At 60.4% G+C, this 26,661-nt stretch carries 19 protein-coding genes, 1 tRNA gene and 1 pseudogene; 3 read left to right on the top strand and 18 right to left on the bottom strand.

Annotation, left to right across the window (positions count from 1 at the left end; translation table 11 throughout):
- Nucleotides 1-81: 81 nt before the first annotated feature.
- The 4 genes from HCU66_RS22540 to ptsP all read right to left on the bottom strand — a co-directional run bounded on the left by HCU66_RS22540 (nucleotide 82) and on the right by ptsP (nucleotide 7,310).
- Nucleotides 82-1,623, bottom strand: a complete 1,542-nt coding sequence (locus HCU66_RS22540; RefSeq protein WP_205890644.1) for an alkaline phosphatase D family protein — start codon at nucleotides 1,621-1,623, stop codon at nucleotides 82-84.
- 133 nt (nucleotides 1,624-1,756) lie between these two features.
- A complete protein-coding gene (locus HCU66_RS22545) occupies nucleotides 1,757-3,496 on the bottom strand; it encodes a PTS fructose-like transporter subunit IIB (protein WP_205890645.1) in 1,740 nt (579 codons plus the stop codon).
- Nucleotides 3,497-3,507: 11 nt separating this feature from the next.
- The gene (gene pfkB, locus HCU66_RS22550; RefSeq protein ID WP_205890646.1) at nucleotides 3,508-4,449 is read right to left on the bottom strand and encodes a 1-phosphofructokinase; all 942 of its coding nucleotides are present in this window, start codon (nucleotides 4,447-4,449) and stop codon (nucleotides 3,508-3,510) included.
- Entirely contained in the window at nucleotides 4,449-7,310 is a 2,862-nt protein-coding gene (gene ptsP, locus HCU66_RS22555; protein ID WP_205890647.1) for a phosphoenolpyruvate--protein phosphotransferase, read from the bottom strand. Before ptsP ends, pfkB begins: the two co-directional genes overlap by 1 nt.
- Before the next feature lie 302 nt (nucleotides 7,311-7,612).
- On the opposite strand from ptsP, the gene cra reads away from it, so the two are divergent.
- Nucleotides 7,613-8,608 carry a catabolite repressor/activator gene (cra, locus tag HCU66_RS22560; RefSeq protein ID WP_205890648.1) on the top strand — a complete coding sequence of 332 codons (996 nt, stop codon included), beginning with the start codon at nucleotides 7,613-7,615 and terminating at the stop codon, nucleotides 8,606-8,608.
- A 3-nt stretch (nucleotides 8,609-8,611) separates the two neighbouring features.
- A complete protein-coding gene (locus tag HCU66_RS22565) occupies nucleotides 8,612-9,388 on the top strand; it encodes a TatD family hydrolase (protein WP_205890649.1) in 777 nt (258 codons plus the stop codon).
- A gap of 140 nt (nucleotides 9,389-9,528) precedes the next feature.
- Here HCU66_RS22565 and HCU66_RS27595 read toward each other — a convergent pair whose 3' ends face one another.
- The 5 genes and pseudogenes from HCU66_RS27595 to HCU66_RS22585 all read right to left on the bottom strand — a co-directional run bounded on the left by HCU66_RS27595 (nucleotide 9,529) and on the right by HCU66_RS22585 (nucleotide 15,536).
- Complete coding sequence (locus tag HCU66_RS27595) at nucleotides 9,529-10,458, bottom strand: methyl-accepting chemotaxis protein (RefSeq protein WP_420908072.1); 930 nt, start codon at nucleotides 10,456-10,458, stop codon at nucleotides 9,529-9,531.
- Nucleotides 10,435-11,526 (bottom strand): annotated as a pseudogene (locus HCU66_RS27600) (methyl-accepting chemotaxis protein); the annotation flags it as partial. The gene HCU66_RS27595 and the pseudogene HCU66_RS27600, both read right to left, overlap by 24 nt.
- 335 nt (nucleotides 11,527-11,861) lie before the next feature.
- Entirely contained in the window at nucleotides 11,862-12,698 is an 837-nt protein-coding gene (gene ampE / locus HCU66_RS22575) for a regulatory signaling modulator protein AmpE (RefSeq protein WP_205890651.1), read from the bottom strand.
- A complete protein-coding gene (gene ampD / locus HCU66_RS22580; protein ID WP_205890652.1) occupies nucleotides 12,695-13,270 on the bottom strand; it encodes a 1,6-anhydro-N-acetylmuramyl-L-alanine amidase AmpD in 576 nt (191 codons plus the stop codon). The genes ampE and ampD overlap by 4 nt, the downstream gene beginning before the upstream one ends.
- 64 nt (nucleotides 13,271-13,334) lie before the next feature.
- Nucleotides 13,335-15,536 carry a DUF1631 domain-containing protein gene (locus tag HCU66_RS22585; RefSeq protein WP_205890653.1) on the bottom strand — a complete coding sequence of 734 codons (2,202 nt, stop codon included), beginning with the start codon at nucleotides 15,534-15,536 and terminating at the stop codon, nucleotides 13,335-13,337.
- 336 nt (nucleotides 15,537-15,872) lie between these two features.
- Here HCU66_RS22585 and nadC point away from each other — a divergent pair, with 336 nt between their 5' ends.
- Nucleotides 15,873-16,721, top strand: a complete 849-nt coding sequence (gene nadC, locus HCU66_RS22590) for a carboxylating nicotinate-nucleotide diphosphorylase (RefSeq protein WP_205890654.1) — start codon at nucleotides 15,873-15,875, stop codon at nucleotides 16,719-16,721.
- 83 nt (nucleotides 16,722-16,804) lie between these two features.
- On the opposite strand, the gene HCU66_RS22595 is transcribed toward nadC, so the two are convergent.
- From HCU66_RS22595 to rimP, 9 genes are all read right to left on the bottom strand, one after another.
- On the bottom strand, nucleotides 16,805-17,110 hold the full coding sequence (locus tag HCU66_RS22595; RefSeq protein ID WP_205890655.1) for a DUF6388 family protein: 306 nt from the start codon (nucleotides 17,108-17,110) through the stop codon (nucleotides 16,805-16,807).
- A gap of 260 nt (nucleotides 17,111-17,370) precedes the next feature.
- A tRNA-Thr gene (locus tag HCU66_RS22600) sits at nucleotides 17,371-17,446 on the bottom strand.
- 275 nt (nucleotides 17,447-17,721) lie between these two features.
- Nucleotides 17,722-19,827 (bottom strand): polyribonucleotide nucleotidyltransferase, encoded by a 2,106-nt coding sequence (gene pnp / locus HCU66_RS22605; RefSeq protein ID WP_205890656.1) that lies wholly within the window; start codon nucleotides 19,825-19,827, stop codon nucleotides 17,722-17,724.
- Nucleotides 19,828-20,024: 197 nt separating this feature from the next.
- Nucleotides 20,025-20,294, bottom strand: a complete 270-nt coding sequence (gene rpsO / locus HCU66_RS22610) for a 30S ribosomal protein S15 (protein WP_011332409.1) — start codon at nucleotides 20,292-20,294, stop codon at nucleotides 20,025-20,027.
- Between the two features lie 142 nt (nucleotides 20,295-20,436).
- On the bottom strand, nucleotides 20,437-21,354 hold the full coding sequence (gene truB, locus HCU66_RS22615; RefSeq protein WP_007933551.1) for a tRNA pseudouridine(55) synthase TruB: 918 nt from the start codon (nucleotides 21,352-21,354) through the stop codon (nucleotides 20,437-20,439).
- 3 nt (nucleotides 21,355-21,357) lie between these two features.
- Nucleotides 21,358-21,753 (bottom strand): 30S ribosome-binding factor RbfA, encoded by a 396-nt coding sequence (gene rbfA, locus HCU66_RS22620; protein ID WP_205890657.1) that lies wholly within the window; start codon nucleotides 21,751-21,753, stop codon nucleotides 21,358-21,360.
- Between the two features lie 159 nt (nucleotides 21,754-21,912).
- On the bottom strand, nucleotides 21,913-24,438 hold the full coding sequence (gene infB / locus HCU66_RS22625; RefSeq protein ID WP_205890658.1) for a translation initiation factor IF-2: 2,526 nt from the start codon (nucleotides 24,436-24,438) through the stop codon (nucleotides 21,913-21,915).
- A 27-nt stretch (nucleotides 24,439-24,465) separates the two neighbouring features.
- Nucleotides 24,466-25,947, bottom strand: coding sequence for a transcription termination factor NusA (gene nusA / locus HCU66_RS22630; RefSeq protein WP_007900474.1), 1,482 nt, complete (start codon nucleotides 25,945-25,947; stop codon nucleotides 24,466-24,468).
- A gap of 47 nt (nucleotides 25,948-25,994) precedes the next feature.
- Nucleotides 25,995-26,453 (bottom strand): ribosome maturation factor RimP, encoded by a 459-nt coding sequence (gene rimP / locus HCU66_RS22635; RefSeq protein WP_205890659.1) that lies wholly within the window; start codon nucleotides 26,451-26,453, stop codon nucleotides 25,995-25,997.
- Nucleotides 26,454-26,661 lie beyond the last annotated feature (208 nt).

The following is a 26,661-nucleotide window of genomic DNA, read 5'->3' on the forward strand; positions in this document are numbered from 1 at the left end:
CACAAGATCTTAGGTACATCAGAGATTTTGGGGCCGCTTCGCAGCCCAACGGGGGCAAGCCCCCTCGCCACAGCCAGACCCTCAAACCGGCTGCAACGTGCGCTCAAACACCCCCACCCCATCCAGATCCCGCAGCACCACACTCAGCTCCCCCGTCTGCCCATCGATGTTCACCTCGCCAAAAAACTGAAACCCGGCAAACGGCGAGGTGTTCTGCGCCTCTGGCGCCTTCTGGAACACCACGTCGGGGCCAAAGGTTTTATCCAGCGCATTGGGCCCGAAGCTCCCTGCATTCAGCGGCCCGGCGACAAACTCCCAGAACGGTTCGAAATCCTGAAACGCCGCACGCTCCGGGTGATAGTGGTGCGCCGCGCAATAATGCACATCCGCTGTCAGCCAGACGAAATTGCGCACCTGCTGCGCCCGTAGAAAACCCAGTAATTCAGCGATTTCCACTTCACGGCCCTGAGCCGGGCCTGAATCCCCGTTGGCCACCGCTTCCCAGCGCGCCACACCAGGGCTGACTTCGCCATCGGGTACCCCAAGGCCGATGGGCATGTCGGCGGCGATGACTTTCCATTGGGCCTGGGAGCCTTTCAATTCACGTTTGAGCCAGTCCAGTTGTTCGCGACCGAGGAACGGTTTGGCGGCACCGAGGTTGTCGTCATTGGCACCGCGATAACTGCGCATGTCGAGCACGAACACATCGAGCAGCGGCCCATAGCTGAGCTTGCGATAAATCCGCCCGCCACCGTCGGCGCTCTGTAAACGCATCGGCGCATATTCGAGCCAGGCCTGCCGTGCGCGGCCCACCAGGCTGTGGATATCTTTGCTCTTGTAGCGATCATCCAGTTGCTTGCCCGGCGACCAGTTGTTCACCACTTCGTGGTCGTCCCACTGCCAGATCTGCGGCACTTCGGCGTTGAAGCGGCGGACGTTTTCGTCCATCAGGTTGTAGCGGTAATTGCCGCGATAGTCGTCGAGGGTTTCGGCGACTTTGCTCTTGGCTTCGCTGGTGAGGTTGCGCCACACCCGACCGCTTTCGGTGGTCAGTTGCGCCGGCACCGGGCCGTCGGCGTAGATGGTGTCGCCGCTGTGGATAAAAAAGTCCGGCAGGCGCAGACGCATGGCTTCGTAGATGCGCATGCCGCCGATGTCCGGGTTGATGCCGAAGCCCTGGCCAACCGTGTCACCGCTCCAGACGAAGCGAATATCCCGCCGCGCACTTGGCATACTGCGCAGATGACCGAACCAGGGTTCACTGGCGACACCGCTCTGGGCGTCTTCGAACGTCACGCGATAGAAAATCGCCTGATCGGCGGGCAGGCCGGTGAGTTCGGCCCGTGCGGTAAAGTCAGTGCGGGCATCGGCCAGTGGCGAGACGAATCGACGCGGGTTGCTGAACAGGCTGCGCGTGTCCCATTCCACCACCATCCGCGCCGCACGGTCGCTGCGGCTCCAGATCATCGCCCGGTCGCCCAGCAAGTCGCCGGACTGCACGCCATCGGTCAGTTGCGGCCGATCCTTGACCGAAGCGATCACCGCCGGGGCCAGGCCGGGCAACAACAGCCCGGCGCCAACGGCTTGCATGACACGACGGCGGCCGAGGTCGAAATCGCTCATGGTGTTCTCCCTGAAAAAGGAAAACTAAAGCATGGCCGTGTGAAACCGGCATGACACAAAAAAGATCGCAGCCTTCGGCAGCTCCTACACATTGACCACTGTAGGAGCAGCCGAAGGCTGCGATCTTTTGTTGTTAAGCGTTAGCCGGTTCCAGCGCCAACTCCACTGTTTCCGGCCGCTTGAGCACCGAATACACCACCGCCGTCAGCAAACTCCCGGCGACAATCGCCAGCAGGTACAACAGCGCATGGTTGATCGCATTCGGAATCAGCATCACGAACAACCCACCGTGAGGCGCCATCAGTTTGCAGCCGAAGTACATCGACAACGCGCCGGTCAGCGCACCGCCGGCGATGCTCGCCGGTATCACCCGCAGCGGGTCTTTGGCCGCGAACGGAATCGCCCCTTCGGAAATAAAGCACAACCCCAGCACCAGCGCCGCTTTACCGGCCTCGCGCTCCGTCTGGGCGAATTTGCGCCGGGCAATGAACGTCGCGATGCCCAGGCCAATCGGCGGCACCATGCCGGCGGCCATGGTCGCGGCCATCGGTGCATAACTCTGCGACGCCAGCAGCCCCACCGAAAACGCGTAAGCCGCCTTGTTGATCGGCCCGCCGAGGTCGACGCACATCATCCCGCCCAGCAGCACACCGAGCAGGATGGCGTTGGTGGTGCCCATGCTGTCGAGGAAGTGCGTGAGCCCCGCGAGCATTTCGGCCACCGGTTTTCCGACCACGTAGATCATCACCAGACCGGTGAACAGGCTCGCCAGCAACGGGATGATCAAGATCGGTTTCAGCGCCTCGAGGCTTTGCGGCAAGCGCGCATAGCGATTGATCGCCTGGGCCGCGTAACCGGCGATGAAACCGGCAACGATCCCGCCGATGAAACCGGCGCCCAGGGTGCTCGCCAGCAAACCACCAATCATCCCCGGCGCCAGGCCCGGGCGGTCGGCGATCGAGTAAGCGATGTACCCCGCCAGCAGCGGCACCATCAGCTTGAACGCCGTCTCGCCGCCGATCTGCATCAGCGCGGCCGCCAGCGTACCTTCTTCCTTGAACGCGGTGATGCCGAACACGAAGGACAAGGCGATCATCAGACCGCCCGCCACCACCATCGGCAACATGTACGAGACACCGGTCAGCAAGTGTTTGTAGATGCCGGTCTTCTCTTGTTTGGCCGGGCCTTTGGCGCCGGTCGAAGCGCTTTCCTGCTTGCCTTCGGCCAGGGCTTTGTTCAGCGTGGCTTCAGCCTGTTTCAGCGCGATGCCCGTGCCGCAGCGGTAGATTTTCTTGCCGGCGAAACGCTCTGTGGCGACTTCGATGTCGGCCGCCAACAGCACCACATCAGCATCGGCAATCGCCTCTGCGCTGAGCGGATTGCGCGCGCCGACCGAGCCCTGGGTTTCCACTTGCAGGTCGTAGCCCAGGCGCTTGGCCGCTTGCTGCAAGGCTTCGGCGGCCATGAAGGTGTGGGCAACGCCGGTCGGGCACGCGGTAACGGCCACCAGCCGCGGTGCATTTTTAACCACCGCAGCAGGCTCGGCTGAGGCTTGGGGCGCGACGTAAACTTCGGCTTCCTCTACCCCACGGCGCAGCACCGCTTCGACATCTTGCAGGGCTTGGGCCGGGGTGCTCTGGAACACGCGCTTGCCGATGAACCGCGACATATCCACCGGCGCGCTGGTGACCAGCAACACCCACTCGGCAGCCTCGATGGTCGCCGCCGACAATTGACGTTCCGGATGGGCTGCATCAACGACTTCGACACTGGTGCTCCAACCCTGACGCTGGGCCGCTGCATCGAGCAGACGAGCGCAGAGCACACTGGTGACCATGCCGTTCGGGCAGGCCGTAACAATGGCTAATTTCATTGCAAACCCTCTTATTGTTCTGTCAGGGGGCGCACGCGCACGCCCTGTTCGAGCTGCGCCAGTTGCGCGGCGTCGCCGATGCCAAAACCGATCTGGGTGACCGCCATGGCAGCAATTGCGGTGGCGGTGCGCAAGGTTTGTTCAGGCGTATCGGCACTGAGCAAGCCGTGCAGCATCCCCGCCAACAACGAATCCCCCGCACCGACGGTGCTGACCACGCTGACCTTGGGCGGCGTGGCGTGCATGGCCGAGCCGACACTGAACCAACTCACCCCATTGGCTCCGTCGGAAATCACCACATGCTCGATGCCATGGGCATGCAAACGGCTCGCCGCCTCGGACTGGGCCGTGTGCGAAACCACTTCGCAATCGAGTGCGTCGGCCAGTTCTTCGGTATTCGGTTTAATCAGCCACGGGCCGGCCTTGAGCGCCGTTCGTAGCGCCTCGCCACTGGTGTCGAGGGCGACTTTCAAGCCGATTTGATTCAAGCGCTCGATCAACTCCCGTAACCACTGCGCACTGACCCCGCGCGGCAAACTGCCGGCAACCACTACCGCGTCATGCCCCGGCGCGATCTGCGCCAGGCGATCCAGCAGCGCCTGTTGCGCCGCCGCGCCGATCACCGGCCCCGGGCCGTTGATGTCGGTGATGCGCCCGTCGTGTTCGGCCAGTTTGAGGTTGCTGCGGGTCTCGCCCGGAACACGGATAAACGCGTCGACAAAACCGCGTTTGGCGAACAGGGTTTCGAATGCCTGAAGGTTGTCGGCCCCGAGAAAACCGCTGACGGTCAGTTGATGCCCGAGGTCCGCCAGCACCTGCGCTACGTTCACCCCTTTACCGGCGGCATGGGTGTGCATTTCGTCGCTACGATTGACCTGACCGGGTGTAAGAAGCGGCAATTGAACGGTGAGGTCCAGCGCCGGATTAAGGGTCAGGGTTAAGATCTTGGCCATTACAGGGCCTCCACTAATGCGCGGACTTCGTTCGCGCTGCCCACGGCCAGGGCCTGTTGGGCAAGGGTTTGAGTCTGGGTCAGGCTGAGTTCACGAATGCGCGCCTTGACCTCGGCAATGCTGCGGCCCGACACGCTCAACTCATCCACACCCAGGCCCACCAGCACCGGCACCGCCAGCGGATCCGCCGCCAGTTCACCGCACACGCCGACCCACTTGCCATGAGCATGAGCCGCGCGCACGGTGATGTCGATCAGTTGCAGCACCGCCGGATGCAAGCCGTCGGCCTGGGCCGACAACGTGGGATGACCACGGTCGATGGCCAGGGTGTATTGCGTCAGGTCGTTGGTGCCGACGCTGAAGAAGTCCACCTCTTTGGCCAGCACCGGCGCCAACAAGGCGGCCGACGGCACTTCGATCATGATCCCCAGTTGCAGGTCCGCAACCGGGATTTCCAGGCGCAGACGTTCGGTCATGTCCCGAGCCTGACGCCACTCATCGACGCTGCCGACCATCGGGAACATGATCCGCAGTGGACGGTTGTCCGCCGCACGCAGCAAGGCGCGCAATTGCGCTTCCATGACCTGCGGACGTTGCAGGGTCAGGCGGATGCCACGCACCCCGAGGAACGGGTTTTCTTCTTTCGCGATCGGCCAGTACGGCAGCGGTTTGTCGCCGCCGACGTCGAGGGTGCGCACCACCAGCGGTCGGCCGGCCAGGCCATCGAGTACGCGACGGTATTCGACTTCCTGGGTGGCTTCGTCCGGCGCTTGCGAGTGGGCCATGAAAATCAGTTCGGTGCGCAGCAGGCCGATGCCTTCGGCACCCTGCTCCACTGCACTGGTGACGCCGGCGCTTTCACCGATATTGGCGAACACTTCCACCGGGTGGCCGTCGGAGGTCAGCGCCGGTTGATGGCGTTGTTCGGCGGCGGCCTTGAGGCGCAGTTCACGGGTGTCGCGCTCTTCGGTGGCGCGCTGCAGGGTGGCGGCATCGGCGTCCACGTGCAGGCGACCGCGTTGACCATCGATCAACAGCGGCGTGCCCGGTTTCAGCAGCAACACGGCGGCACCGGCGCCCACCAATGCCGGAATCCCCAAGGCCCGGGCGACGATGGCGCTGTGGGCCGTGGCGCCACCGCGAGCGGTGAGAATGCCGGCCACACGGGTCGGATCGAGGCGTGCCACATCCGAGGGGCCGACTTCGTCCATCACCAGAATGTAGGGCTGCGCAGGTTCCACCGGGGTTTCTACGCCACTCAATTGCGCCAGCACTCGACGGCCAATGTCGCGCAAGTCGGCGGCACGTTCGGCGAGCAAGGCGTCCTGCAGCGATTCCTGTTGTTTGGCGGCGGCTTCGATCACCGTCATCCACGCCGCTTCAGCGCTTTCGCCTTGCTTGAGGCGGGTTTCGACTTCGTCGGTCAGTTCCGGGTCGTCGAGCATTTCCTGATGGGTGATGAAGATCTCGCGAATCGCTTTGGCCTTGCTGCGTTCGATCAGGCCTTCGATGTCGCGACGCACATCCGCCAGCGCTTGCTTGAGACGTTCACGCTCGATGGCGGCGGACTCACCGCGCAGCGGGTAATCGATGACTTGCAGCACTTGAATATGCGCCGGGCCGATGGCGATCCCAGGGGCGGCGGCAATCGCCTGAATCAGGCTGCCGGACGCGGGTGCGAGCAGCACTTCGGCAACTTCGGCGAGCACTTCGCGCTGCTGGCTCACCACAGGCAGCGGCTCGACTTCTTCACCGAGGCCTTCTTCGATGGCCGCCAGCAAGGCGGGCAAGGCATCGGCGGCGATGGTGGGTTCGGCGATGAACTCCAGCACCTGACCGCGACGGGCACCGAGGCTGAGCAGTTTGCTCAAACTCTTCACCGACACCGCGCTGTCGTGGCCATCGACGATGCGCACGCGGATTTCACCTTCAAAACTTTTCGCCAGTTGCGCGAGGATCTTCGCCGGGCGCGCATGCAAGCCATGGGCGTTGGCCAGGGCAATGCGCGCGCTCGGCCAGTCCGCCGGCACTTCACCGCCCAGGACTTCCAGCACCGCGCGGCTGCTGGTGGCGCGACCCAATTCATGACCACGGCCTTCGATCAGCAACGCGCAAAGGCGTTCGAGCAGCGCCTGATGGGCTTCACCGAGGCTGGCCAGGCAGAACAGACCGCTCAACGGCTGGCCGAGGTAGCGGATGGGTTTGTCCGGGGTAACGAACGCAAGGCCCGGGCGCTTCACCATTTGTTCGCTGTGCAGCCACCACAGGCCATCGCCCAGGGGCAGCGCTTCGACTTGCTGCAGGACACCGGCAAAACCGCCGCTCACGCAATCGGCCTGACGCAGCAAGCGGGCACCGCGCCAGACCAGTTCTTCGAAATCATCGGCGGACACGCCCAGACCGATCATCTGTGCGTCCAGCGCCAGCTCTTGCGGTGCACCTTGCAGCAGTTTCAGCAAGGCTTCGGCAGAACTGGCGCGGCGCAGGGCCTGGCCCAGGTCGGTTTCACCGAGGGCACGGGTCAGCAGTTGCAGCAGGCGCAGGTGTTCATCGGATTTGGCGGCGATACCGATGGCCAGATAAACGATCTGGCCGTCGCCCCAGTCCACGCCTTCAGGAAACTGCATCAGCCGCACGCCGGTGGCGAACACCTGATCGCGGGTTTCGGGAGTGCCGTGGGGGATGGCAATACCTTGGCCTAAAAAGGTCGAGCCCTGGGCTTCCCGGGCCTGCAAGCCCGCGAGATAGCCGTCGTCCACCAGGCCATCGGTCACGAGTCGGTCAGCGATCAATTGCAAGGCGGTGGCTTTATCCACAGCCGACTGGCCCATGGATATCTGCTCTATGGTGAGCTCGAGCATGCTTTCTCCTTTTTGGCGCCGTGTGACGCCAGGTATTGTTTTGATTGATTCAGCTTAGGCCCTTGGGAACGCCTTTTCAGGGGGCAGTTTTGGCGGTTTCGCGGCAGAACCGTCCAAAGCGACCTATAACGTAGAAAATACGCCTGCTGAAACGTTTAATCTAGAATATTAGGCACGTTACTCGATAATGTCTCATCCTTGAAGTCCAATTGTCGGACAAGCTGCGACAATGGTCGTCTGCCTGGTTCGGGTAGGATTGGCGAAAATGTTGCGACACGCTTAAAAAAACAAGGAATACCGGGTTGAAACTCAGTGATATTGCACAGTTGGCCGGCGTCTCCGTGACCACCGCCAGTTATGTCATCAACGGCAAGGCCGAACAGCAACGCATCAGCAGCGCCACCGTCGAGCGCGTGCGGGCGGTGGTGGAACAACATGGCTTCACGCCCAACCCTCAGGCCGCCGGGCTGCGCAGTCGGCACACCCGCACCCTGGGTTTCATTCTGCCGGACCTGGAAAACCCCAGTTACGCGCGAATCGCCAAACTGCTGGAACAAGGCGCCCGGGCTCGCGGCTATCAACTGCTGATCGCCAGCTCCGACGATGCGCCGGACAGTGAACGGCAACTGTTGCAACTGTTCCGCGCCCGCCGCTGCGATGGATTGATCGTCGCCAGTTGCCTGCCCGCCGGCGATGACAGCTATCGCCAGTTGCAGGCCAAAGGCATTCCGATCATCGCCATCGACCGGGTAATGGAGCCCGAGCATTTCTGCTCGGTCATCAGCGACGACCGCGAAGCCAGTCTGCACCTGACCCGCAGCTTGCTGGACCCGCTGCCCAAGCAGATTGCGCTGATCGGCGCACGCCCTGAATTGAGTATCAGCCAGGAGCGGGCGGCGGGTTTCAAGCAAGCGCTGAACGGTTTCAAAGGCGAAGCGTTGATCGAGCACGGCGAGTCGTTCAGCCGTGAGTGCGGCAAACAATTGATGGAAGCGTTAATTCAACGTCTGGGCCATTTGCCGGATGCGCTGGTGACCACGTCTTACGTGCTGCTTCAGGGCGTGTTCGATGCCTTGCACGATTTCCCGCTGAAAAACCGCCCGCTGCGCCTGGGCACCTTCGGTGATACGCAGTTACTGGACTTCTTGCCGTTGCCGGTCAACGCCATGTCCCAGCAACATCAGCTGATTGCCGACAAAGCCCTGGAACTGGCATTGGCCGCCATCGAACAGGCCGATTACCAGCCCGGTGTGCAGGCCATCGCGCGGACCTTCAAGCAGCGTATTCATCAGGACTGAACCGTGGAGCTGATCGACACCCACACTCATCTGGATTTTCCGGACTTCGACCAGGACCGTCAGGCGCTGCTGGCCGAGAGCCGCGCCCTGGGCGTGCGGCGGATGGTGGTGCTGGGGGTTTATCAGGCCAATTGGCAGCGGGTCTGGGACCTGGTGCAAAGCGATCCCGATCTGCACGCCGCGTTGGGTTTGCACCCGGTGTATCTGGATGACCATCGCCCCGAGAATTTGACCGAACTCGGTGACTGGCTGACGCGCCTGGCGGGCCATCGACAGCTATGCGCGGTGGGCGAGATCGGTCTGGATTACTTTATCGAAACCCTGGATCGTGAACGTCAGCAAGCGCTGTTCGACGCCCAACTGCAACTGGCGGCGGACTTCAATCTGCCCGCATTGATTCACGTGCGACGCAGCCATGCGGCGGTGATCGCCACACTCAAACGGTTTCGCTTGAAACGGGCGGGGATTATTCATGCCTTCGCCGGGAGCCAGGAAGAGGCTCGCGAATACATCAAGCTCGGTTTCAAACTCGGCCTCGGCGGCGCCGCGACTTGGCCGCAGGCCTTGCGCATGCACCGTGTGATTGCCGGTTTGCCCCTTGAATCGGTGGTGCTGGAAACCGACTCACCGGACATGGCTCCCGCCATGTTCCCCGGCCAACGCAACAGCCCGGCCCATTTGCCGGCGATCTGCGAAGCTCTGGCCGCCATGATGGCGATCAGCCCAGAACGACTGGCCGCCGCCAGCACGGCCAATGCCTGTGAGCTGTTCAACTGGTAATCCACTGATTCCCACATTGATCTGCTCTGATCGTTCCCACGCTCCGCGTGGGAATGCCTCCTGTGACGCTCTGGATCACGCTTTTGGGACGCGGAGCGTCCCGGGCTGCATTCCCACGCAGAGCGTGGGAACGATCATGCTTAAACCCGGAACGCGCTGATCAATTGCTTGAGCTCCACCACCTGCGCCGACAACGCTCGGCTAGCATTCTCAGTCTGGTGCGCGCCTTCGGCGGTCCGCTCACCGGCGCGGTTGATTTCGACGATGTTCTGGTCGATGTCGTGAGCCACGGCGGTCTGCTGCTCTACGGCGGCGGCGATCTGCTGGTTCTGGTCGACGATCATGCCGACGGCACCCAGGATGTTTTCCAACGCCTGCTGGACCTTTTCCGACTGCCCGACCGTGCCGTTGGCCATTTGATGACTGGTGCCCATGGCCTTGACCGCCGCACCGACACCGCTGTGCAGCTTGGCGATCATCTGCTCGATTTCTTCGGTCGATTGCTGGGTGCGCTTGGCCAGAGTCCGGACCTCGTCCGCCACCACCGCAAAACCACGGCCCTGCTCACCCGCGCGCGCGGCTTCGATGGCGGCGTTGAGGGCCAGCAGGTTGGTCTGTTCGGCAATGCTTTTGATCACCTCCAGCACGCGGCTGATGGATTGGCTGTCGCTGGCCAGTTGGTTGATCACCCGCACCGACTGATCGATCTCACTGGCCAGTGCAGCGATGCTGCCCTGCTGGGACTCCACCAATCCGCGACCGCTGATGGTCTCGTCGTTGACACTGTGAGCGCTGCTGACGGCCGCCGAGGCACTGCGCGCCACCTCCAGGGAAGTGGCTGACATCTGGTTCATCGCCGCCGCGACCTGTTCGATCTGCGTGCGCTGCCCCGCCACCGCCTGGTTGCTCTGGGCGGACACGTTTTCGACCTGTCCGGCCTGGCGCTCGACCTCACTGACGGTCTGGCCCACCCGCTCGATCAGGTCATGGATTTTCTTCACGGTGCCGGTGAACACCTCGCCCAACTCGCCCAGTTCATCGCGGCTGTTGGCGCTGAAGGTCACGGTCATGTCACCGGCCGCCACCTTGTCCATCACCGCGCCAAGACGCTTGAGGGTGGTGCGGGTCGAGGCGTAGAACCCGCCGTAGAGGTAAAAAATCAACACAAACACCAGCGCCAGCGCCACCGCCTGCAACACCATGTGGGTGCGATGCTGCTCCAGCCGCTGCTGCAACTGGGTGCCGAGAAACTTCAGGGTGGCTTCGTTGAGTTGATAGGTCTGGTCCATCAGGCCGGTGACCTGATCGAAAAAGGCCTGCCATGGCGCATCAAGAGTGTCGGCCATCACCACCTGTTCTTCGAACAGTTCACTGGCCTTTTTCAGGGAGGCCTTGCTGCTTTCTGCCTGAGCGGCCAGGGTTTCGTGCGCCGCTTTGCTTGAGCCCAGAGCGTCCTGCAGTTTCAGACCATATTCGGCCTGAAGTTTTTCGATCTGCGCCAGCAATTCATCGAATCGGGTACTCGAGGCCGAATTGAGGAAGCCCTGGCCCAGCGAGTAAGACCCCATCGCCCGGCCTTCGCCGAGCGTCTGGGTGACGGCCGGCGTGACGTTGGTAATGAGTTCGCTCAGCTGACGCATGTCGCTCTGGCTGTCGCGGCTCAGGCCGGCCTGACTGGCGATGATCTGGCTGAAAATCTGCGCGTTGCCGAGCAACTTGCCGATCAGTGCGCTTTTGCTTTGCAGGGAGTTTTCCGCTTGCTGGGCCTTGAACGCGGCGATCATTTCATCACGCTTGCCGTCGAAAAACGTGATTTGCTCCGGGTCAGTGGTCATCGCCGCCAGCCCTTGCAAACGACTCAGAACGCTTTGCTCCAAGGCACTGATCGTCGACTCGACATGACCGGCCTTGCCGGACTGACCGAGGATGACGTTGATCTGCACCTGGTTGTTCAGGGTTTCCAGGTCTCGACGCAGGCTCAGGCCGCTGCCCAGCAGGTCAAGGCTCTGCAACTCGACCCGGGTGCCCTGGAATTCGCGATAGGAATCGCGCACCAGATAGAAATTGGTCACCAGCATCGGCACGAGGAACAGCACGCTGATCAGGCTGAACTTCATGCCGAAGCTCAGGCGGTTCATCAGCGCGACGGCGGGATAGAGCAAGCTCTTCACTGTGAAGTCTCCCTTTGATTTCTTATTTTTATCGGCAGGCGCGCAGAGACAGCAGATAGCCACTATTGGCGCTATCCCTGTATAGCTTAAATCGGAGGAAGGTTTTGTAACTTAAGGTTAACGACAGACACGCAGCCTTGTAGCAGCTGGCGAAGCCTGCGTTCGGCTGCGAAGCAGTCGCCAGCTCAAGCACCGGGTTTTGTCAGGTTAACCGCGTTTGCAGGATTTACGACTGCTTCGCAGCCGAACGCAGGCTTCGCCAGCTGCTACAAGGCTGCGATCTTTTTGGTTTTAAGCAGAAATCAGGACAAAACAGTCCACAACGCAAACCCGGCATACCAAAGCACCGCAGCGCGCAGCAGCAGTTCCCAGATCCGGTCCAGGCTATTGATGCCATCCGGGCCGACCACCGGCGCCGGAATTTCACCGGCCACCAGCCCGACCTTCTCGATCAACTGAGCGGCGCCGATGTTCCAGTTCAGCAGTTCGTGCAGCATCACCCGGCCGACCGAGACAAAGTTGCCGACCAGCGCGAAACTCGCCGCCAGCAACCGCACCGGCACCCAATCGAACGCGTGGCGCAGTTGTGCCGCTCGCTCGACCACGGCCGGGTTCTGCCCGTGCTCTTGGGCCAGAGCCAGCAGTCGATAGCTTAGCGCCGCCACCGGCCCCAGCAGGAAGTACCAGAAGATCACCGCGAAAAAGCTCTGATAGGCCTCCCACAGCAAATGCCCTTGTACCCGCTCCAGCAATTGCTCGCCGCTGTCGGCGCAGATATCCAGGTCGCGTTTGGCCACGTGGGCAGCGGCTTGCAGGTCTTCCCGGCGCCAGGCGTCGCGAAAGGGTCCGAGGCCGGCCAGCAGATCGCCCCGGCCCAGGCTGTAAATCACCACCAGCAAGTGCACCGGCAATGCCAGCAAACCGTAGGCCACCGGCTCCAGCACCACCAACAACAAACCCAGCAGCGCCACTGGCAACAACACCAGCACCACCAGTATCAGCCACGGGCGGTTGGTCATGCGTGGGCTGACTTCGAGCTTGTTCAGCTCGCGTACCCAGCCGCCATCATGTTGAACCCGATGGCGCAGGGCCGAGAATTTTTCGATCCACACCGCCAACAGCAGCACCAGAAAACTCATTGTCCTTCCTCTTCTTCCTGAGCGGCATTTGTCAGGGCCGCGCGATAGCGTGCCCAGTCGAACGCCGGTCCCGGATCGGTCTTGCGCCCGGGTGCAATGTCGCTATGCCCGCAGATGCGTTGTGCGGTGATGCCCGTGAAGGCGCTTTGCAGTTGTCGGGTCAGGGCCGTCAACGCCTGATACTGGGCGTCGCTAAACGGCAGATCATCCGTGCCTTCAAGCTCGATGCCCACGGAAAAATCGTTACAGGTGTCCCGTCCTTCGAAACACGAGACACCGGCGTGCCAGGCGCGCTCAAGACAAGAGACAAACTGGGTGACGGTGCCGTCACGTTCAATCAGAAAGTGCGCAGACACCCGCAGGTCGGCGATCCCCGCAAAGTAGGGATGCTCCGTGACATCCAGACGATTCTGGAAAAATTCCTGCACTTTGCCGGTCAGAAACTGCGCCGGCGGCAGACTGATGTTGTGGATCACCAGCAGGGAAATTTCGCCCTCGGGGCGCGCATTGAAGTTGGGCGAAGGGCATACACGCACGCCCTGACACCAACCGCTCGCGGGGTCCAACTGCATACAAGTTCCTTCAACGACGACTGTGTTGGCGCTCAGTATGCCGCGATAGACCCTCGTCGCGCGATCACTTGCCGCGATTGAGGCGCCGCAAGTTACCCAGCACCGACTCCAGCGCCCGGTCGAACAGCAAGGTATCGTCCAGCATGCGCACCGCGCCACGCCGCAACTCCTGGGCCAGACCGGTACGGCTGTGCTCCAGCACTTTCATCCCGGTGCGGTCGACGAAGATGTACTTGCCGGTGGTTTCAATGATCGCCGCCAATTTACAGCGCAAGGTATTGTCTTCATCTTCCTGAAACTCGACCCAACAACCCGGGCGCAGTTGATCGACCTGCAGCAGAGCAGCATCGTCCTCCGGCAAACGCACCGAAGCTGTTTCGACCAGGCCCTCGTCAGCGGTGCGAAGCACGATTTCCTGCTGCACCTGGACCATCATCGGCCCGTCGACAGGCGTGCTGTTCCGGCCCGGTCGTTCGAACAGTTGAACGTGCAAGACTTCCAGTTCGCTGAAAAACTCGCTGGTGGCGAAGGGGTCGAACGCCGAGCTGTTCAACCCCTCGCGCAACGACTTGAGCAACCCCGGCACCAGCGCCAGCAAGCGCAGGTTCGCGTCGGGTTCGTCATGGCGTTGCACGCTCCAGATCAACTGCTCCATGGTTTGCACATCGGCGTGCCATTCGGCGGACTGATCACCGTGCTTAAGGCCGGTCAGCAACAGCACTTTGCTCCAGGCGTCCTGGACAAACGCCACCACGCTGTGCGGCAGAATCTTGCCCAGCAACGCCTGGTTCAGCGCCTGCTCGACACGCTGGCGCGCCAGTTCGGTCCTGGCGCGGCCTTCTTCGGCATCACGGGTACGCTGCTCGAGCAATTCGCTGCGACGGCGCTCGTCATGGGTGAAGGCGAGAAAATCCGCCAGCAGTTCGGAGAAGATCGCCGGATCATCGACAAAGTCGTTCAACAAACGCTGCACCACCTGTTCGATGCGCAGGTACAGACTGTCGCGCTCATGGTCATCGCACGCGCCCCAGCCCAAGGCCGCCGCGGCGATTTCGTTGAGCAAACGCCGGGCCGGATGGCTGCTGCGGCTGAAAAAACTCTTGTCGAGCACCGCGACTTTCAGCATCGGGATCTGCAAGCGGCCGATCAGCGCTTTGAGGGAGTCCGGGAGGTTGCGATCATCGAGGATGCATTCGAAGAGCATGGCGATCAGGTTGATCACATCTTCATCAGCCACCCCGACCACGCGTGACTTGCCGCTTTTGACACTGACCCGGGTCAGCAGTTGTTCGAGCTGGTTACGCAGATCGAAGTCGTCCTGAGCCGCCAGTGCCGGCACGTATTGCTGCAAGTGCGAGAGCAGGCGCAGCAAGTCGCGGGTAGAAATGGGCTGGGCCTGGGCACTGACCTCCAGGGTCGGCGCAACGCTGCCACGCACATGGAACAGCAACTCCTGCAAGGCGGCGAAAACTTCCTGCACCCCCTCGTCAATCTGTGGAATGCCGCAGCGCCCCCCCGCCTTGGCGGGTGCATCGTGAACACCGGCGGCCGCCCGATCGGCGGCACGCCGCGTCGGGGCAGGCTTGAGGTCCGGCAGCACGCCGGTGGCGATCAGCAGTTGATTGGCTTCGGCGTAGAGCTGATCAGTGTTGCTGAGCACGTAGCGCTCGAACAGCTTGAGGATGATCAGCTTGACCTTGATCTCCATCCCCAGGTTGCGCCCGGCCTGCAGGAAATACTCGCAGAGCAGCGTCGGTCCCAGAGGGTTGTGCTGTTCGACCAGCGTCTTGCCCAGCAACGTGCTGAGTCGGGCGGTGAGTTGGTCGAGGGCGAAACCGTCGCGGTGCAGCACTTTGCCGACCATGCCCTCCACCGCCACATTGCGCTCCATGTCGTCGCGGGATAATGACGCCGAGGTATCGAACAACGCCCGAGGCAAGGCCGCCTGAGCGGTGTCGAACTGCGTGAGGCGCAGGAAAGCCTCGAGGAACTGCTCGAGAAAACCGCGTTCGATATTTTTGCGCTTGAGGCGCAAATCGCGCATGGCCTCGAAGAAGATGTTTTGCTCGACGTCGTTTCGGGCCCGGTCGGCCATTTCGAACAGGGTGTCGTCGGCGTTATCGAACAGCTCCTGCAAACCCTGCTTGAGCTGTTGCGCAGCCTTGTCGCGAACCTGAAGCAGAATCACGGGCAGGCGGGCGAGCAGCGAATGAGCCTGGTCGGTAGCGGCCTTGTGCAAAGGCACTACATTCCCGTCGTTGTGCATCCAAGCCTCCTGAAACGGTGATTCTTCGGTTCGGTTCGTTAAGAAAGATCGAGCTCGCAGGCCAGGCAGCCGGCGCTCAGTGGGGAACAATATCCACTCCACACGTCAAAGCCATGACGTCAAATACAAGGCGAATTATCTGCAAAAGGTCCTCCTTGTGCCAGCAGACTCTGCACCGCCCGTGGAAATAGACGTTTATGAAAGCCCCTTGCTCAGGGACGATTGCTCGCGCGAATCGACCAAATGCAGATGGCGAGCGACGGGATGGCCGACGATGCCTTGGGTTGCCTCGCACCATGGCCCTATAATCGGGCCACTTTGTTTGTGGAGCCCGTTATGCCGAATCTACGTCTCGCCGATTTGACCGCCGAAATCGAAGCCAACGTGCGCCGTGCGTTGCTCGAGGACATCGGCAGCGGCGACATCACCGCGCAACTGATCCCGGCCGAACGCCTGGCCAAAGCCACCATCATCACCCGCGATGCCGCCGTCATCAGCGGCACGGCGTGGGTTGATGCCGTGTTTCGGCAGCTGGATCCGCGGGTCGCCGTGCACTGGCAAGTGACCGATGGCGAGCGGGTGAAACCCAATCAGGTGTTATTCCACCTCGAAGGCCCGGCGCGCTCGCTGCTCACAGGCGAGCGCAGCGCGCTGAACTTCCTGCAACTGCTCTCGGGCGTGGCCACGCGCGCGCAGTACCTGGCGGATTTCGTCGCCCAAACCCAAGTGAAATTGCTCGACACCCGCAAAACCCTGCCGGGGCTGCGTCTGGCCCAGAAATACGCCGTGACCTGCGGCGGTTGCCATAACCACCGCATCGGCCTGTATGACGCGTTCCTGATCAAGGAAAACCATATCGCCGCCTGCGGTGGCATCGCTGAAGCCATCAACGCCGCGCACAAGATCGCCCCGGGCAAACCGGTGGAGATTGAAGTGGAGGACTTGGCAGAACTCAAAGAAGCCCTGGCGGCGGGTGCCGACATCATCATGCTCGACGAATTGAGCCTGGATGACATGCGCGAAGCCGTGCGCCTGAACGCCGGCAAGGCAAAACTGGAGGCCAGCGGCGGTATCAACGAAAGTACGTTGCTGCCAATTGCACAGACCGGGGTGGATTACATTTCGATTGGTGCGATGACCAAGGATGTGAAGGCTGTGGACCTGTCGATGCGCCTCAGTCTCTGAGGAGCAGCTACAAGCGACAAGCTGCAAGCCTCAAGCGAATCTGCTTTGGCTTATAGCTTGCCGCTTGAAGCTTCAAACTGCTGTCAAACGACCAGATTGTTCATCTCGCAGTACTCTTCCCACTCGACGCCCAATACCTCGGCCGCCTCCTTGTGCAGCGCCAGGCGCGCGGCCTCGTACTCTTGCGGGCTTGAGGTGTACTTGAGCGTCAGTTCCCATGGCTGCAAGCCCTGGGCTTCGGCCTCATCTTCGAACGCCCACTGGATCTGGTCTTTCTGATCATCGGGTGGCAAGTCCTTGATCTCATCCATCAATTCAGGTGCGTCCAGCACATACTTTCTCAGGGCTTCTTCGTGTCTGGCTTCTTGGGTCAATTCTTTAACGGTCATGGCGTTCTCGTTGATCTGGGGAATGGAAGATGGATCTGGATCATCAAGGATCTCTCTGACGCAAAAAAACCGTTTGAAGCCCGGTTTGTCTGGCCTTCAGAACCATTCGGGATCATCTGAAAACTGCTGGGCGATGCTCAGGCAGGCAACGAATATAGGACGTTTTGCCGACGATTTACACGGCTCTTTACATCTACCGCACAAAAAGTCACGGGCGTAAGGCGCAGGAAATCCCGGGAACATAAAACAGACGAGGAAAGTGGTGCCCGAGACAGGAATCGAACCTGCGACCTTCGCGTTACGAGTGCGCTGCTCTACCGGCTGAGCTACACGGGCTGTGGGCTAAACCTAGCACCGGTCTCGAGGTCCGGCAACTTCGCGCACCGCAGAATCAAAAGATCGCAGCCTTCGGCAGCTCCTACCCGAGATTGTGTTCAACTCCGCTATCTCGGTGTACATCGAATCTGGAGCTGCCGAAGGCTGCGATCTTTTGATCTTCCTGCACACAAAAAAATGCCCCGCCGTTTTAACNCCTGCACACAAAAAAATGCCCCGCCGTTTTAACGGCGGGGCATTTTTTATAACGTTGAAGCGGTCAGGTGCGGGAGTAATTAAACGCCCGAAACCTTGGCTGCTGCTACGTCTTTGATGGACAGCTTGATACGGCCGCGGTTGTCCACGTCCAGTACCAGTACTTCCACTTCCTGGCCTTCTTTCAGGATGTCGGTCACTTTCTCGACGCGAGCATCACTCAGCATGGAGATGTGAACCAGACCGTCCTTGCCTGGCAGGATGTTGACGAAGGCGCCGAAGTCGACGATGCGCTCAACTTTACCCACGTAGATCTTGCCGATTTCAGCTTCAGCGGTGATGCCCAGAACGCGCTGACGTGCAGCTTCTGCAGCTTCCTTGGTTTCGCCGAAGATCTTGATCGAGCCGTCGTCTTCGATGTCGATCGAAGCCTTGGTCTCTTCACAGATCGCACGGATGGTCGCGCCGCCTTTACCGATAACATCACGGATTTTGTCAGTGTCGATTTTCATCGCGATCATGGTCGGAGCGTTGGCCGACAGTTCGGTACGCGACTGGCCAATGATCTGGTTCATCTGGCCGAGGATGTTCAGGCGCGCTTCCAGGGCCTGGCCCAGAGCGATCTCCATGATTTCTTCGGTGATGCCTTTGATCTTGATGTCCATCTGCAGCGCGGTCACACCCTTGGCGGTACCGGCTACTTTGAAGTCCATGTCGCCGAGGTGGTCTTCGTCACCCAGGATGTCGGTCAGGACGGCGAATTTCTCGCCTTCTTTAACCAGACCCATGGCGATACCGGCAACCGGCGCCTTCATCGGCACACCGGCGTCCATCAGAGCCAGGGAAGCGCCGCAGACCGAAGCCATGGAGCTCGAACCGTTGGACTCGGTGATTTCCGACACAACACGGATGGTGTACGGGAACACGTCAGCGGCAGGCAGCATGGCCTGAACCGAACGACGGGCCAGACGGCCGTGACCGATTTCGCGGCGACCGGCGCCACCCATGCGACCACACTCGCCCACCGAGAACGGAGGGAAGTTGTAGTGCAGCATGAACGGGTCTTTTTTCTCGCCTTCCAGAGTATCCAGCAGTTGTGCGTCACGGGCGGTGCCCAGTGTCGCGACTACCAGAGCCTGGGTTTCACCACGGGTGAACAGGGCCGAACCGTGGGTTTTTGGCAGAACGCCGACTTCGATGTTCAACGGACGCACGGTGCGAGTGTCGCGACCGTCGATACGTGGCTTGCCGTTAACGATGTTTTCGCGAACGGTGCGGTATTCGATTTCGCCGAAAGCCGCTTTGACGTCAGCAGCGCAAGGCTGGCCTTCTTCGCCGGACAGCTTGGCAACCACCTGATCCTTCAACTCGCCCAGGCGAGCGTAACGGTCGGCCTTGACGGTGATGGTGTAAGCCTGGGAGATCGCTTCGCCGAACTCGGCGCGGATGGCGCCCAGCAGTTCGGTGGCTTCGGCTTGTGGAGCCCAGGTCCAGGTTGGCTTGGCAGCTTCGGCGGCCAGCTCCTTGACGGCCTGGATCACGGCCTGGAATTCGTCGTGGGCGAACAGTACGGCGCCCAGCATCTGGTCTTCGGTCAGCTCTTTGGCTTCCGATTCAACCATCAGAACGGCTTCCGAAGTACCGGCGACGACCATGTCCAGGCTCGAAGCAGCCAGTTGCTCGTAAGTCGGGTTCAGCAGGTAGCCGGTGCTTTCGTGGAACGCAACGCGGGCAGCGCCGATCGGGCCATCGAAAGGAATACCGGAGATGGCCAGGGCAGCCGAGGTACCGATCATCGCAGCGATGTCCGGATCGGTCTTCTTGCTGGTGGAAACGACGGTGCAGACAACCTGCACTTCGTTCATGAAGCCTTCCGGGAACAGTGGACGGATCGGACGGTCGATCAGTCGGGAAGTCAGGGTTTCTTTCTCAGAAGGACGGCCTTCGCGCTTGAAGAAACCGCCAGGGATCTTACCGGCAGCGTAAGTCTTTTCCTGGTAGTGAACAGACAGAGGGAAGAAGCCCTTGCCTGGATCGGCTTGTTTGGCACCGACGACGGTCACCAATACGCTGACGTCGTCGTCAACGGTGACCAATACTGCGCCGGAGGCCTGACGGGCGATACGGCCAGTCTCGAGGGTAACGGTCGACTGACCGAACTGGAATTTTTTGATTACCGGGTTCACGGTGTCCTACCTTCTTTGTGGCTCTTGGGGGAACTTGTCTTCTTGCGAAATTCTTGGGCAACGCCGGGAATCGGCCCGACTCCATTGTCCAGGGTAAAGCTGATATCCAGATAAAACTTGAGGCTGGGAGCCTGCCATGCGCTGGCGGGAAACCCGCTGACGCACGACAGACAACCAACCTCTAGCGCAATCGCTTATTAGCGACGCAGACCCAGGCGAGCGATCAGAGCGCTGTAACGGCTCACGTCCTTGCCTTTCAGGTAGTCCAGCAGCTTACGACGCTGGTTAACCATGCGGATCAGACCACGACGGGAGTGGTGGTCTTTACCGTTGGCCTTGAAGTGACCTTGCAGTTTGTTGATGTTGGCGGTCAGCAGTGCAACTTGCACTTCTGGCGAACCAGTGTCACCAACGGCTTGCTGGTAGTCAGCTACGATTTGAGCTTTTTCTTGAACGTCGAGAGCCATGAGGCAATCCTTTTATCAGGAAACTGTTTCAGGAAAACAGTTTCAACAGGCCAGGGACAAATCCCTGTATCTATAAATGAGTAGTGACCGTGCCTGTTGACAGCCACCCTCGCCAGTCTGCTGTTACACAGGCTGGTTTCGGTCATTCCGACCGAATCAAACGACGTGGCGCGATGCGCCCGTCTTCGCTCACTTCACCGATACCGATGAAGCGACCATTGTGATCCTGTACCCGTACCATGCCAAATTTCGGTGCATCCGGGGCGCGTACCGGTTGGCCGTTAAGCCAGTAGAACGCGCTCGCTTCCGAGAACTGCAACAGTGGCCAATCCAGCAGGCCGCTGTCCGATGGCATCAGGAAGCGGTCGACCGCTTCGTTGCCGCCTTCGGCATGTACCGCTTCCAGCTCTTCCAGGGTGACAGTCTGGGCCAGCGTGAAAGGCCCGGCCTGGGTCCGTCGCAATTCAGCCACGTAAGCGCCACAACCGAGTTGCTCACCAATATCCTCCACCAGGGTACGGATATAGGTGCCTTTGCTGCAATCCACCGCAAGCCGCGCAGTATCACCTTCAAAGGCCAGTAATTCCAAGCGCGCAATAGTAACAGAACGCGGTTCGCGCTCCACTACTTCGCCTGCACGAGCCAGCTTGTACAGCGGCTGACCATCGCGCTTGAGCGCCGAGTACATCGGCGGTATCTGACTGATTTGCCCACGAAATTTCGGCAGAACGGCTTCGATATCGGCGCGACCAACGGTCACCGGACGCTCCAGCAAAACTTCACCTTCGGCATCGGCCGTGGTGGTGGTCTTGCCCAGTTGCGCCAGGGTTTCGTAACCCTTGTCGGAATCGAGCAGGTACTGCGAGAACTTGGTGGCCTCGCCGAAGCACAACGGCAGCACGCCGGTGGCCAGCGGATCGAGACTGCCGGTGTGCCCGGCCTTCTCGGCGTTGAGCAACCAGCGGACTTTCTGCAATGCCGCGTTGGAAGTGAATCCCAGCGGCTTGTCGAGCAGGATGATGCCGCTGACGTTACGACGGATACGTTTGACCTGAGCCACCGATTACTCCTTGGCGTCTTCGGGTTCAGCGGCGTGCTGGCTGTCTTCAGCCACGGCGCGCTCGATCAGGGCCGACAGATGCGCGCCCCGCACGACGCTTTCGTCGTAGTGGAAATGCAGCTGAGGAACGCTGCGCAACTTCATTTCGCGAGCCAACTGCATGCGCAGGAAACCGGCAGCGGAGTTGAGCACCTTGATGCTTTGCGAGATTTCTTCGGCGCTGTCCTGCCCCATCACGGTGATGAAGATCTTGGCGTGACCGACATCGCGACTGACTTCAACAGCGGTAATGGTGACCAGGCCGACGCGCGGGTCTTTGACTTCACGACGGATCAGCTGTGCCAGCTCACGCTGCATCTGATCGCCGATACGTTGGGTACGGCTATATTCTTTTGCCATGTCTTGTTACCTGTTACTGCCCCACGGTGAAACCCGTGTGGTCTGAAAGCGGCAAACGCCCGGCCTGACAGAAGCCAGACCGGGCGTTGCGTTTAGAGCCCGACCGATGCGCCGCGCAGTTGCATGCGGCTGGCCATCAGGGCTCTTGAAGTGTGCAAGTCAGAGGCTGCGAGCAACCTGAACCTTCTCGAAGACTTCGATCTTGTCACCGACCTTGACGTCGTTGTAGCTCTTCACGCCGATACCGCATTCCATGCCGGCACGTACTTCGGAAGCGTCATCCTTGAAGCGGCGCAGGGATTCCAGCTCGCCTTCGAAGATAACGATGTCTTCACGCAGTACACGGATTGGACGGTTACGGTGAACGACACCTTCGATCACCATGCAACCGGCGATCGCGCCGAACTTCGGCGAACGGAACACGTCACGCACTTCAGCGGTACCCAGGATGTTCTCGCGAACATCGCTGCCGAGCATACCGGTGAGGGCTTTCTTGACGTCTTCGATGATGTCGTAGATCACGTTGTAGTAACGCATGTCCAGACCTTCCTGCTCGACGATCTTGCGAGCGCCGGCATCGGCACGCACGTTGAAACCGAACAGTACAGCATTGGAGGCCAGTGCCAAGTTGGCGTCGGATTCGGTGATACCACCGACACCGCCACCGACCACACGCACTTGCACTTCGTCGTTACCCAGGCCGTTCAAGGCACCGTTCAACGCTTCCAGCGAACCACGAACGTCGGATTTGAGGACGATGTTAAGCGTCTTCTTCTCTTCCTGACCCATGTTCTCGAAGATGTTTTCAAGCTTGCCGGCGTGAGCACGGGCCAGTTTGACTTCGCGGAATTTGCCTTGACGGAACAGAGCCACTTCACGGGCTTTCTTCTCGTCTGCAACCACGCTCATCTCGTCGCCAGCGTCCGGGGTACCGTCCAGGCCGAGGATCTCGACCGGAATGGCCGGGCCCGCGTCCTTGATCGGCTTGCCGTTCTCGTCGAGCATGGCGCGCACGCGGCCATAGTTCGAGCCGACCAGCACCATGTCGCCTTGACGCAGGGTACCGTCCTGAACCAGCACGGTCGCCACCGGGCCGCGGCCCTTGTCGAGACGCGATTCAACCACAACACCACGGCCAGGAGCCGATGGAGTGGCGGTCAGTTCGAGAACTTCGGCCTGCAGCAGTACGGCTTCGAGCAGTTCGTCGACACCGGTACCCATCTTCGCGGAAACCGGAACGAACGGAGTGTCGCCACCCCACTCTTCGGAGGTCACGCCATGAACCGACAATTCGCTACGGATGCGATCGAGGTCGGCACCCGGCTTGTCGATCTTGTTCACCGCAACCACCAGCGGAACGCCAGCAGCCTGGGCGTGCTGAACGGCTTCGATGGTTTGTGGCATCACGCCGTCGTCCGCCGCAACCACCAGGATCACGATGTCGGTCGCCTTGGCACCACGGGCACGCATTGCGGTAAACGCGGCGTGACCCGGGGTGTCGAGGAAGGTGACCATGCCGCGTTCGGTTTCAACGTGGTACGCACCGATATGCTGGGTGATACCGCCGGCTTCGCCAGCAGCTACCTTGGCACGACGGATGTAGTCGAGCAGCGAGGTCTTACCGTGGTCAACGTGACCCATGACGGTCACGACCGGCGCACGAGGAACCGCTTCACCTTCGAACTTCAGGGACTCGGCCAGGGAATCTTCCAGGGCGGTATCGCTGATCAGGGTCACTTTGTGGCCCAGCTCTTCGGCAACCAGTTGGGCAGTTTCCTGATCCAGTACCTGGTTGATGGTGGCCGGAGTACCCAGCTTGAACATGAACTTGATGATTTCAGCAGCCTTGACCGACATCTGCTGGGCGAGATCGCCAACAGTGATGGTTTCGCCGATCTTCACTTCACGCACGACAGGGCCGGTAGGGCTCTGGAAACCGTGAGCGTTGCGCTTCTTCAGCTTGGCCTTGCCGCGACCACCGCGACGGAAACCATCGCTTTCTTCATCGGTAGTACGTGGCGCAACGCGTGGAGCAGGCGCTTTTTCCTTGACCGAAGCACGATGCGGAGCGTTTTTGCGCTCGCCATCGCCACCGCCACGACGGTTGCTGTCGTCGGCACGTGGTTTGTCCGGACGACGCTGTTCGTCGCGTTTGCGCGTGTCGACTGCAGGTGCTGGCGCAGCAGCCATGACCGGGGCGCTTTCACGCACAGGCTCGGCAACAGCAACAGGGGCCGCGACTGCTTCGACAGGAGCGGTTTGCGCAGCAGCAGGCTGGCGACGCGCTTCTTCTTCGGCGCGACGCTTGGCTTCTTCTTCAGCCTTCTGACGTGCAGCATTTTCTACTGCGCGACGTTCGTCCAGTTCGCGTTTGCGCTCGGCTTCGATCTCTTCCGGGCTGCGTTGCACGAAGACTTTCTTCTTGCGTACTTCAACGCTGATGCTTTTGCTGCCAGCAACACGCAGGGTGCTGGTGGTTTTACGCTGCAGCGTGATCTTGCGTGGTTCTTCCACTTTCGCCTTGTGGCTGCTTTTCAAGTGAGTCAGCAAAGATTGCTTCTCACTGTCAGTCACATGTTCTTCGGCGGCGGTGTGCGGCAGACCTGCCTCACGCATCTGCTGCAACAGGCGCTCTACCGGTGTTTTGACCTCATCGGCCAGTTGTTTCACCGTGACTTGCGTCATGCACTTCTCTCCTCAGGCCGCGCCTAATTACTCGAACCAGTGGGCTCGGGCGGCCATGATCAACTTGCCGGCACGATCATCGTCAATGCCGTCGATGTCGAGCAGGTCGTCAATAGACTGCTCGGCCAGGTCTTCGCGGGTAATTACGCCGCGCACCGCCAGTTCCATCGCCAAATCCTTGTCCATGCCCTCAAGCGAGAGCAGGTCTTCGGCCGGATGGGCGTCTGCCAGCTTTTCCTCAGTAGCGATGGCTTTGGTCAACAAACGATCCTTGGCGCGAGCGCGAAGCTCGTTGACGGTTTCTTCGTCAAAGCCGTCGATGTTGAGCATTTCTTCCAACGGTACGTAGGCAATCTCTTCCAGGCTGGTGAAACCTTCATCTACCAGCACCTGTGCCAGGTCTTCGTCGACTTCCAGCTCGTCGATGAAGTTGCGCAGGATGTCGCCGGTTTCTGCTTGTTGCTTAGCCTGGATGTCCGATTCGGTCATCACGTTCAGGGTCCAGCCAGTCAACTGGCTAGCCAGACGCACGTTCTGACCACCGCGACCGATGGCCTGAGCCAGATTGTCTGCGCCAACGGCGATGTCCATTGCATGGGCATCTTCGTCAACGATAATTGCCGCCACTTCAGCCGGCGACATTGCATTGATCACGAACTGAGCCGGGTTATCGTCCCACAGGACGATGTCCACACGCTCGCCACCCAACTCGCCGGACACCGCCTGGACGCGCGAACCGCGCATACCGATGCAAGCGCCTTGCGGGTCGATGCGTTTGTCCTTGGAGCGGACCGCGATCTTGGCGCGCGAACCCGGGTCACGGGACGCAGCCATTACTTCGATCAGGCCTTCTGCGATTTCCGGCACTTCGATGCGGAACAACTCGATCAGCATTTCCGGCGCGGTACGCGACAGGATCAGCTGCGGGCCGCGGTTCTCGGTGCGGATTTCCTTGAGCAGCGCACGCAGACGCACGCCAACCCGGAAGGTCTCGCGAGAGATGATGTCTTCACGGGCCAGCAACGCTTCAGCATTGTTGCCCAGGTCGACGATCACGTTGTCGCGGGTGACTTTCTTCACGGTGCCGGAGATGATTTCCCCCAAGCGCTCGCGATAGGCATCAACGACTTGAGCACGCTCGGCTTCACGAACTTTCTGCACGATGACTTGCTTGGCAGTCTGTGCAGCAATGCGGCCGAACTCGATGGATTCGATCTTTTCTTCGACAACGTCACCGACCTTGGCGCCAGGGTGCGTTTCGGCAACCTTGCTCGGCCAGGTTTCGATGGCCGGATCGTCCAGATCGGCTTCTTCGACGACCGTCCAGCGACGGAACGTCTCATAAGCACCAGTGTGGCGATTGATTTCCACACGCAGATCGACTTCGTCCTCGAAACGCTTTTTGGTAGCAGTGGCCAGAGCCAGCTCCAGCGCTTCAAAAATTACGTTTGCCGGTACGCCCTTTTCATTGGATACCGACTCAACAACCAGCAGTACTTCTTTGCTCATCGTACGCCTCGCCTTTCGCAAGCCATTGGATCCGCGGGATCCGCGTCTCAGTCAAAACTGGGAATAATGTTGGCCTTGTCGATCATATCGATCGGCAACAGAAACTCATGGTCTTCAACCTGCACCACGACGTCCTGCTCTTCTACACCGCGCAGAAGGCCCTGAAAGTTGCGTCGACCTTCAAAAGGCGAGCGCAGCTTGATCTTCACTTGTTCACCGGCAAATTTTGCAAACTGCTCAAGAGTGAACAGTGGGCGTTCCATGCCAGGCGAGGAAACTTCAAGGGTGTATTCAACGGCGATAGGATCTTCAACATCCAGTACACCGCTGATCTGGCGACTGACGATGGCACAATCGTCCACCAGCACGCCGCCTTCTTTATCGATATAAACGCGCAACATTGAGTGGCGACCTTGAGCCGTAAACTCAATACCCCAGCATTCATAGCCTAGGGCCACGACCACCGGGGCCAGCAAGGCCTGCAACTCTTCTAGCTTGCTCGACACCTGAACCCCCTCGTGCATGTATGTGCATGCTATGCAAAATAAAAAAATGGGCGAAACGCCCATCCTTGAAACGCCGTTGAACAGCGGCGTTGAAAGTGTCCAGCTAACAAAAAGCCCCTGAAAAGGGGCTCCTTAAACTGGTTGCGGGGGCCGGATTTGAACCGACGACCTTCGGGTTATGAGCCCGACGAGCTACCAGACTGCTCCA

The sequence above is a fragment of the Pseudomonas frederiksbergensis genome, from assembly GCF_017114915.1.
In the GTDB taxonomy this organism is placed as follows: domain Bacteria; phylum Pseudomonadota; class Gammaproteobacteria; order Pseudomonadales; family Pseudomonadaceae; genus Aquipseudomonas; species Aquipseudomonas frederiksbergensis_I.

Coding starts and splice junctions, on each gene's coding strand:
- HCU66_RS22540 (WP_205890644.1), bottom strand. CDS start 1,623: ATGAGCGATTTCGACCTCGGCCGCCGTCGTGTCATGCAAGCCGTTGGC.
- HCU66_RS22545 (WP_205890645.1), bottom strand. CDS start 3,496: ATGAAATTAGCCATTGTTACGGCCTGCCCGAACGGCATGGTCACCAGT.
- pfkB (WP_205890646.1), bottom strand. CDS start 4,449: ATGGCCAAGATCTTAACCCTGACCCTTAATCCGGCGCTGGACCTCACC.
- ptsP (WP_205890647.1), bottom strand. CDS start 7,310: ATGCTCGAGCTCACCATAGAGCAGATATCCATGGGCCAGTCGGCTGTG.
- HCU66_RS27595 (WP_420908072.1), bottom strand. CDS start 10,458: ATGACCGTGACCTTCAGCGCCAACAGCCGCGATGAACTGGGCGAGTTG.
- ampE (WP_205890651.1), bottom strand. CDS start 12,698: ATGAGTTTTCTGGTGCTGCTGTTGGCGGTGTGGATCGAAAAATTCTCG.
- ampD (WP_205890652.1), bottom strand. CDS start 13,270: ATGCAGTTGGACCCCGCGAGCGGTTGGTGTCAGGGCGTGCGTGTATGC.
- HCU66_RS22585 (WP_205890653.1), bottom strand. CDS start 15,536: ATGCACAACGACGGGAATGTAGTGCCTTTGCACAAGGCCGCTACCGAC.
- nadC (WP_205890654.1), top strand. CDS start 15,873: ATGCCGAATCTACGTCTCGCCGATTTGACCGCCGAAATCGAAGCCAAC.
- HCU66_RS22595 (WP_205890655.1), bottom strand. CDS start 17,110: ATGACCGTTAAAGAATTGACCCAAGAAGCCAGACACGAAGAAGCCCTG.
- rpsO (WP_011332409.1), bottom strand. CDS start 20,294: ATGGCTCTCGACGTTCAAGAAAAAGCTCAAATCGTAGCTGACTACCAG.
- rbfA (WP_205890657.1), bottom strand. CDS start 21,753: ATGGCAAAAGAATATAGCCGTACCCAACGTATCGGCGATCAGATGCAG.
- infB (WP_205890658.1), bottom strand. CDS start 24,438: ATGACGCAAGTCACGGTGAAACAACTGGCCGATGAGGTCAAAACACCG.
- nusA (WP_007900474.1), bottom strand. CDS start 25,947: ATGAGCAAAGAAGTACTGCTGGTTGTTGAGTCGGTATCCAATGAAAAG.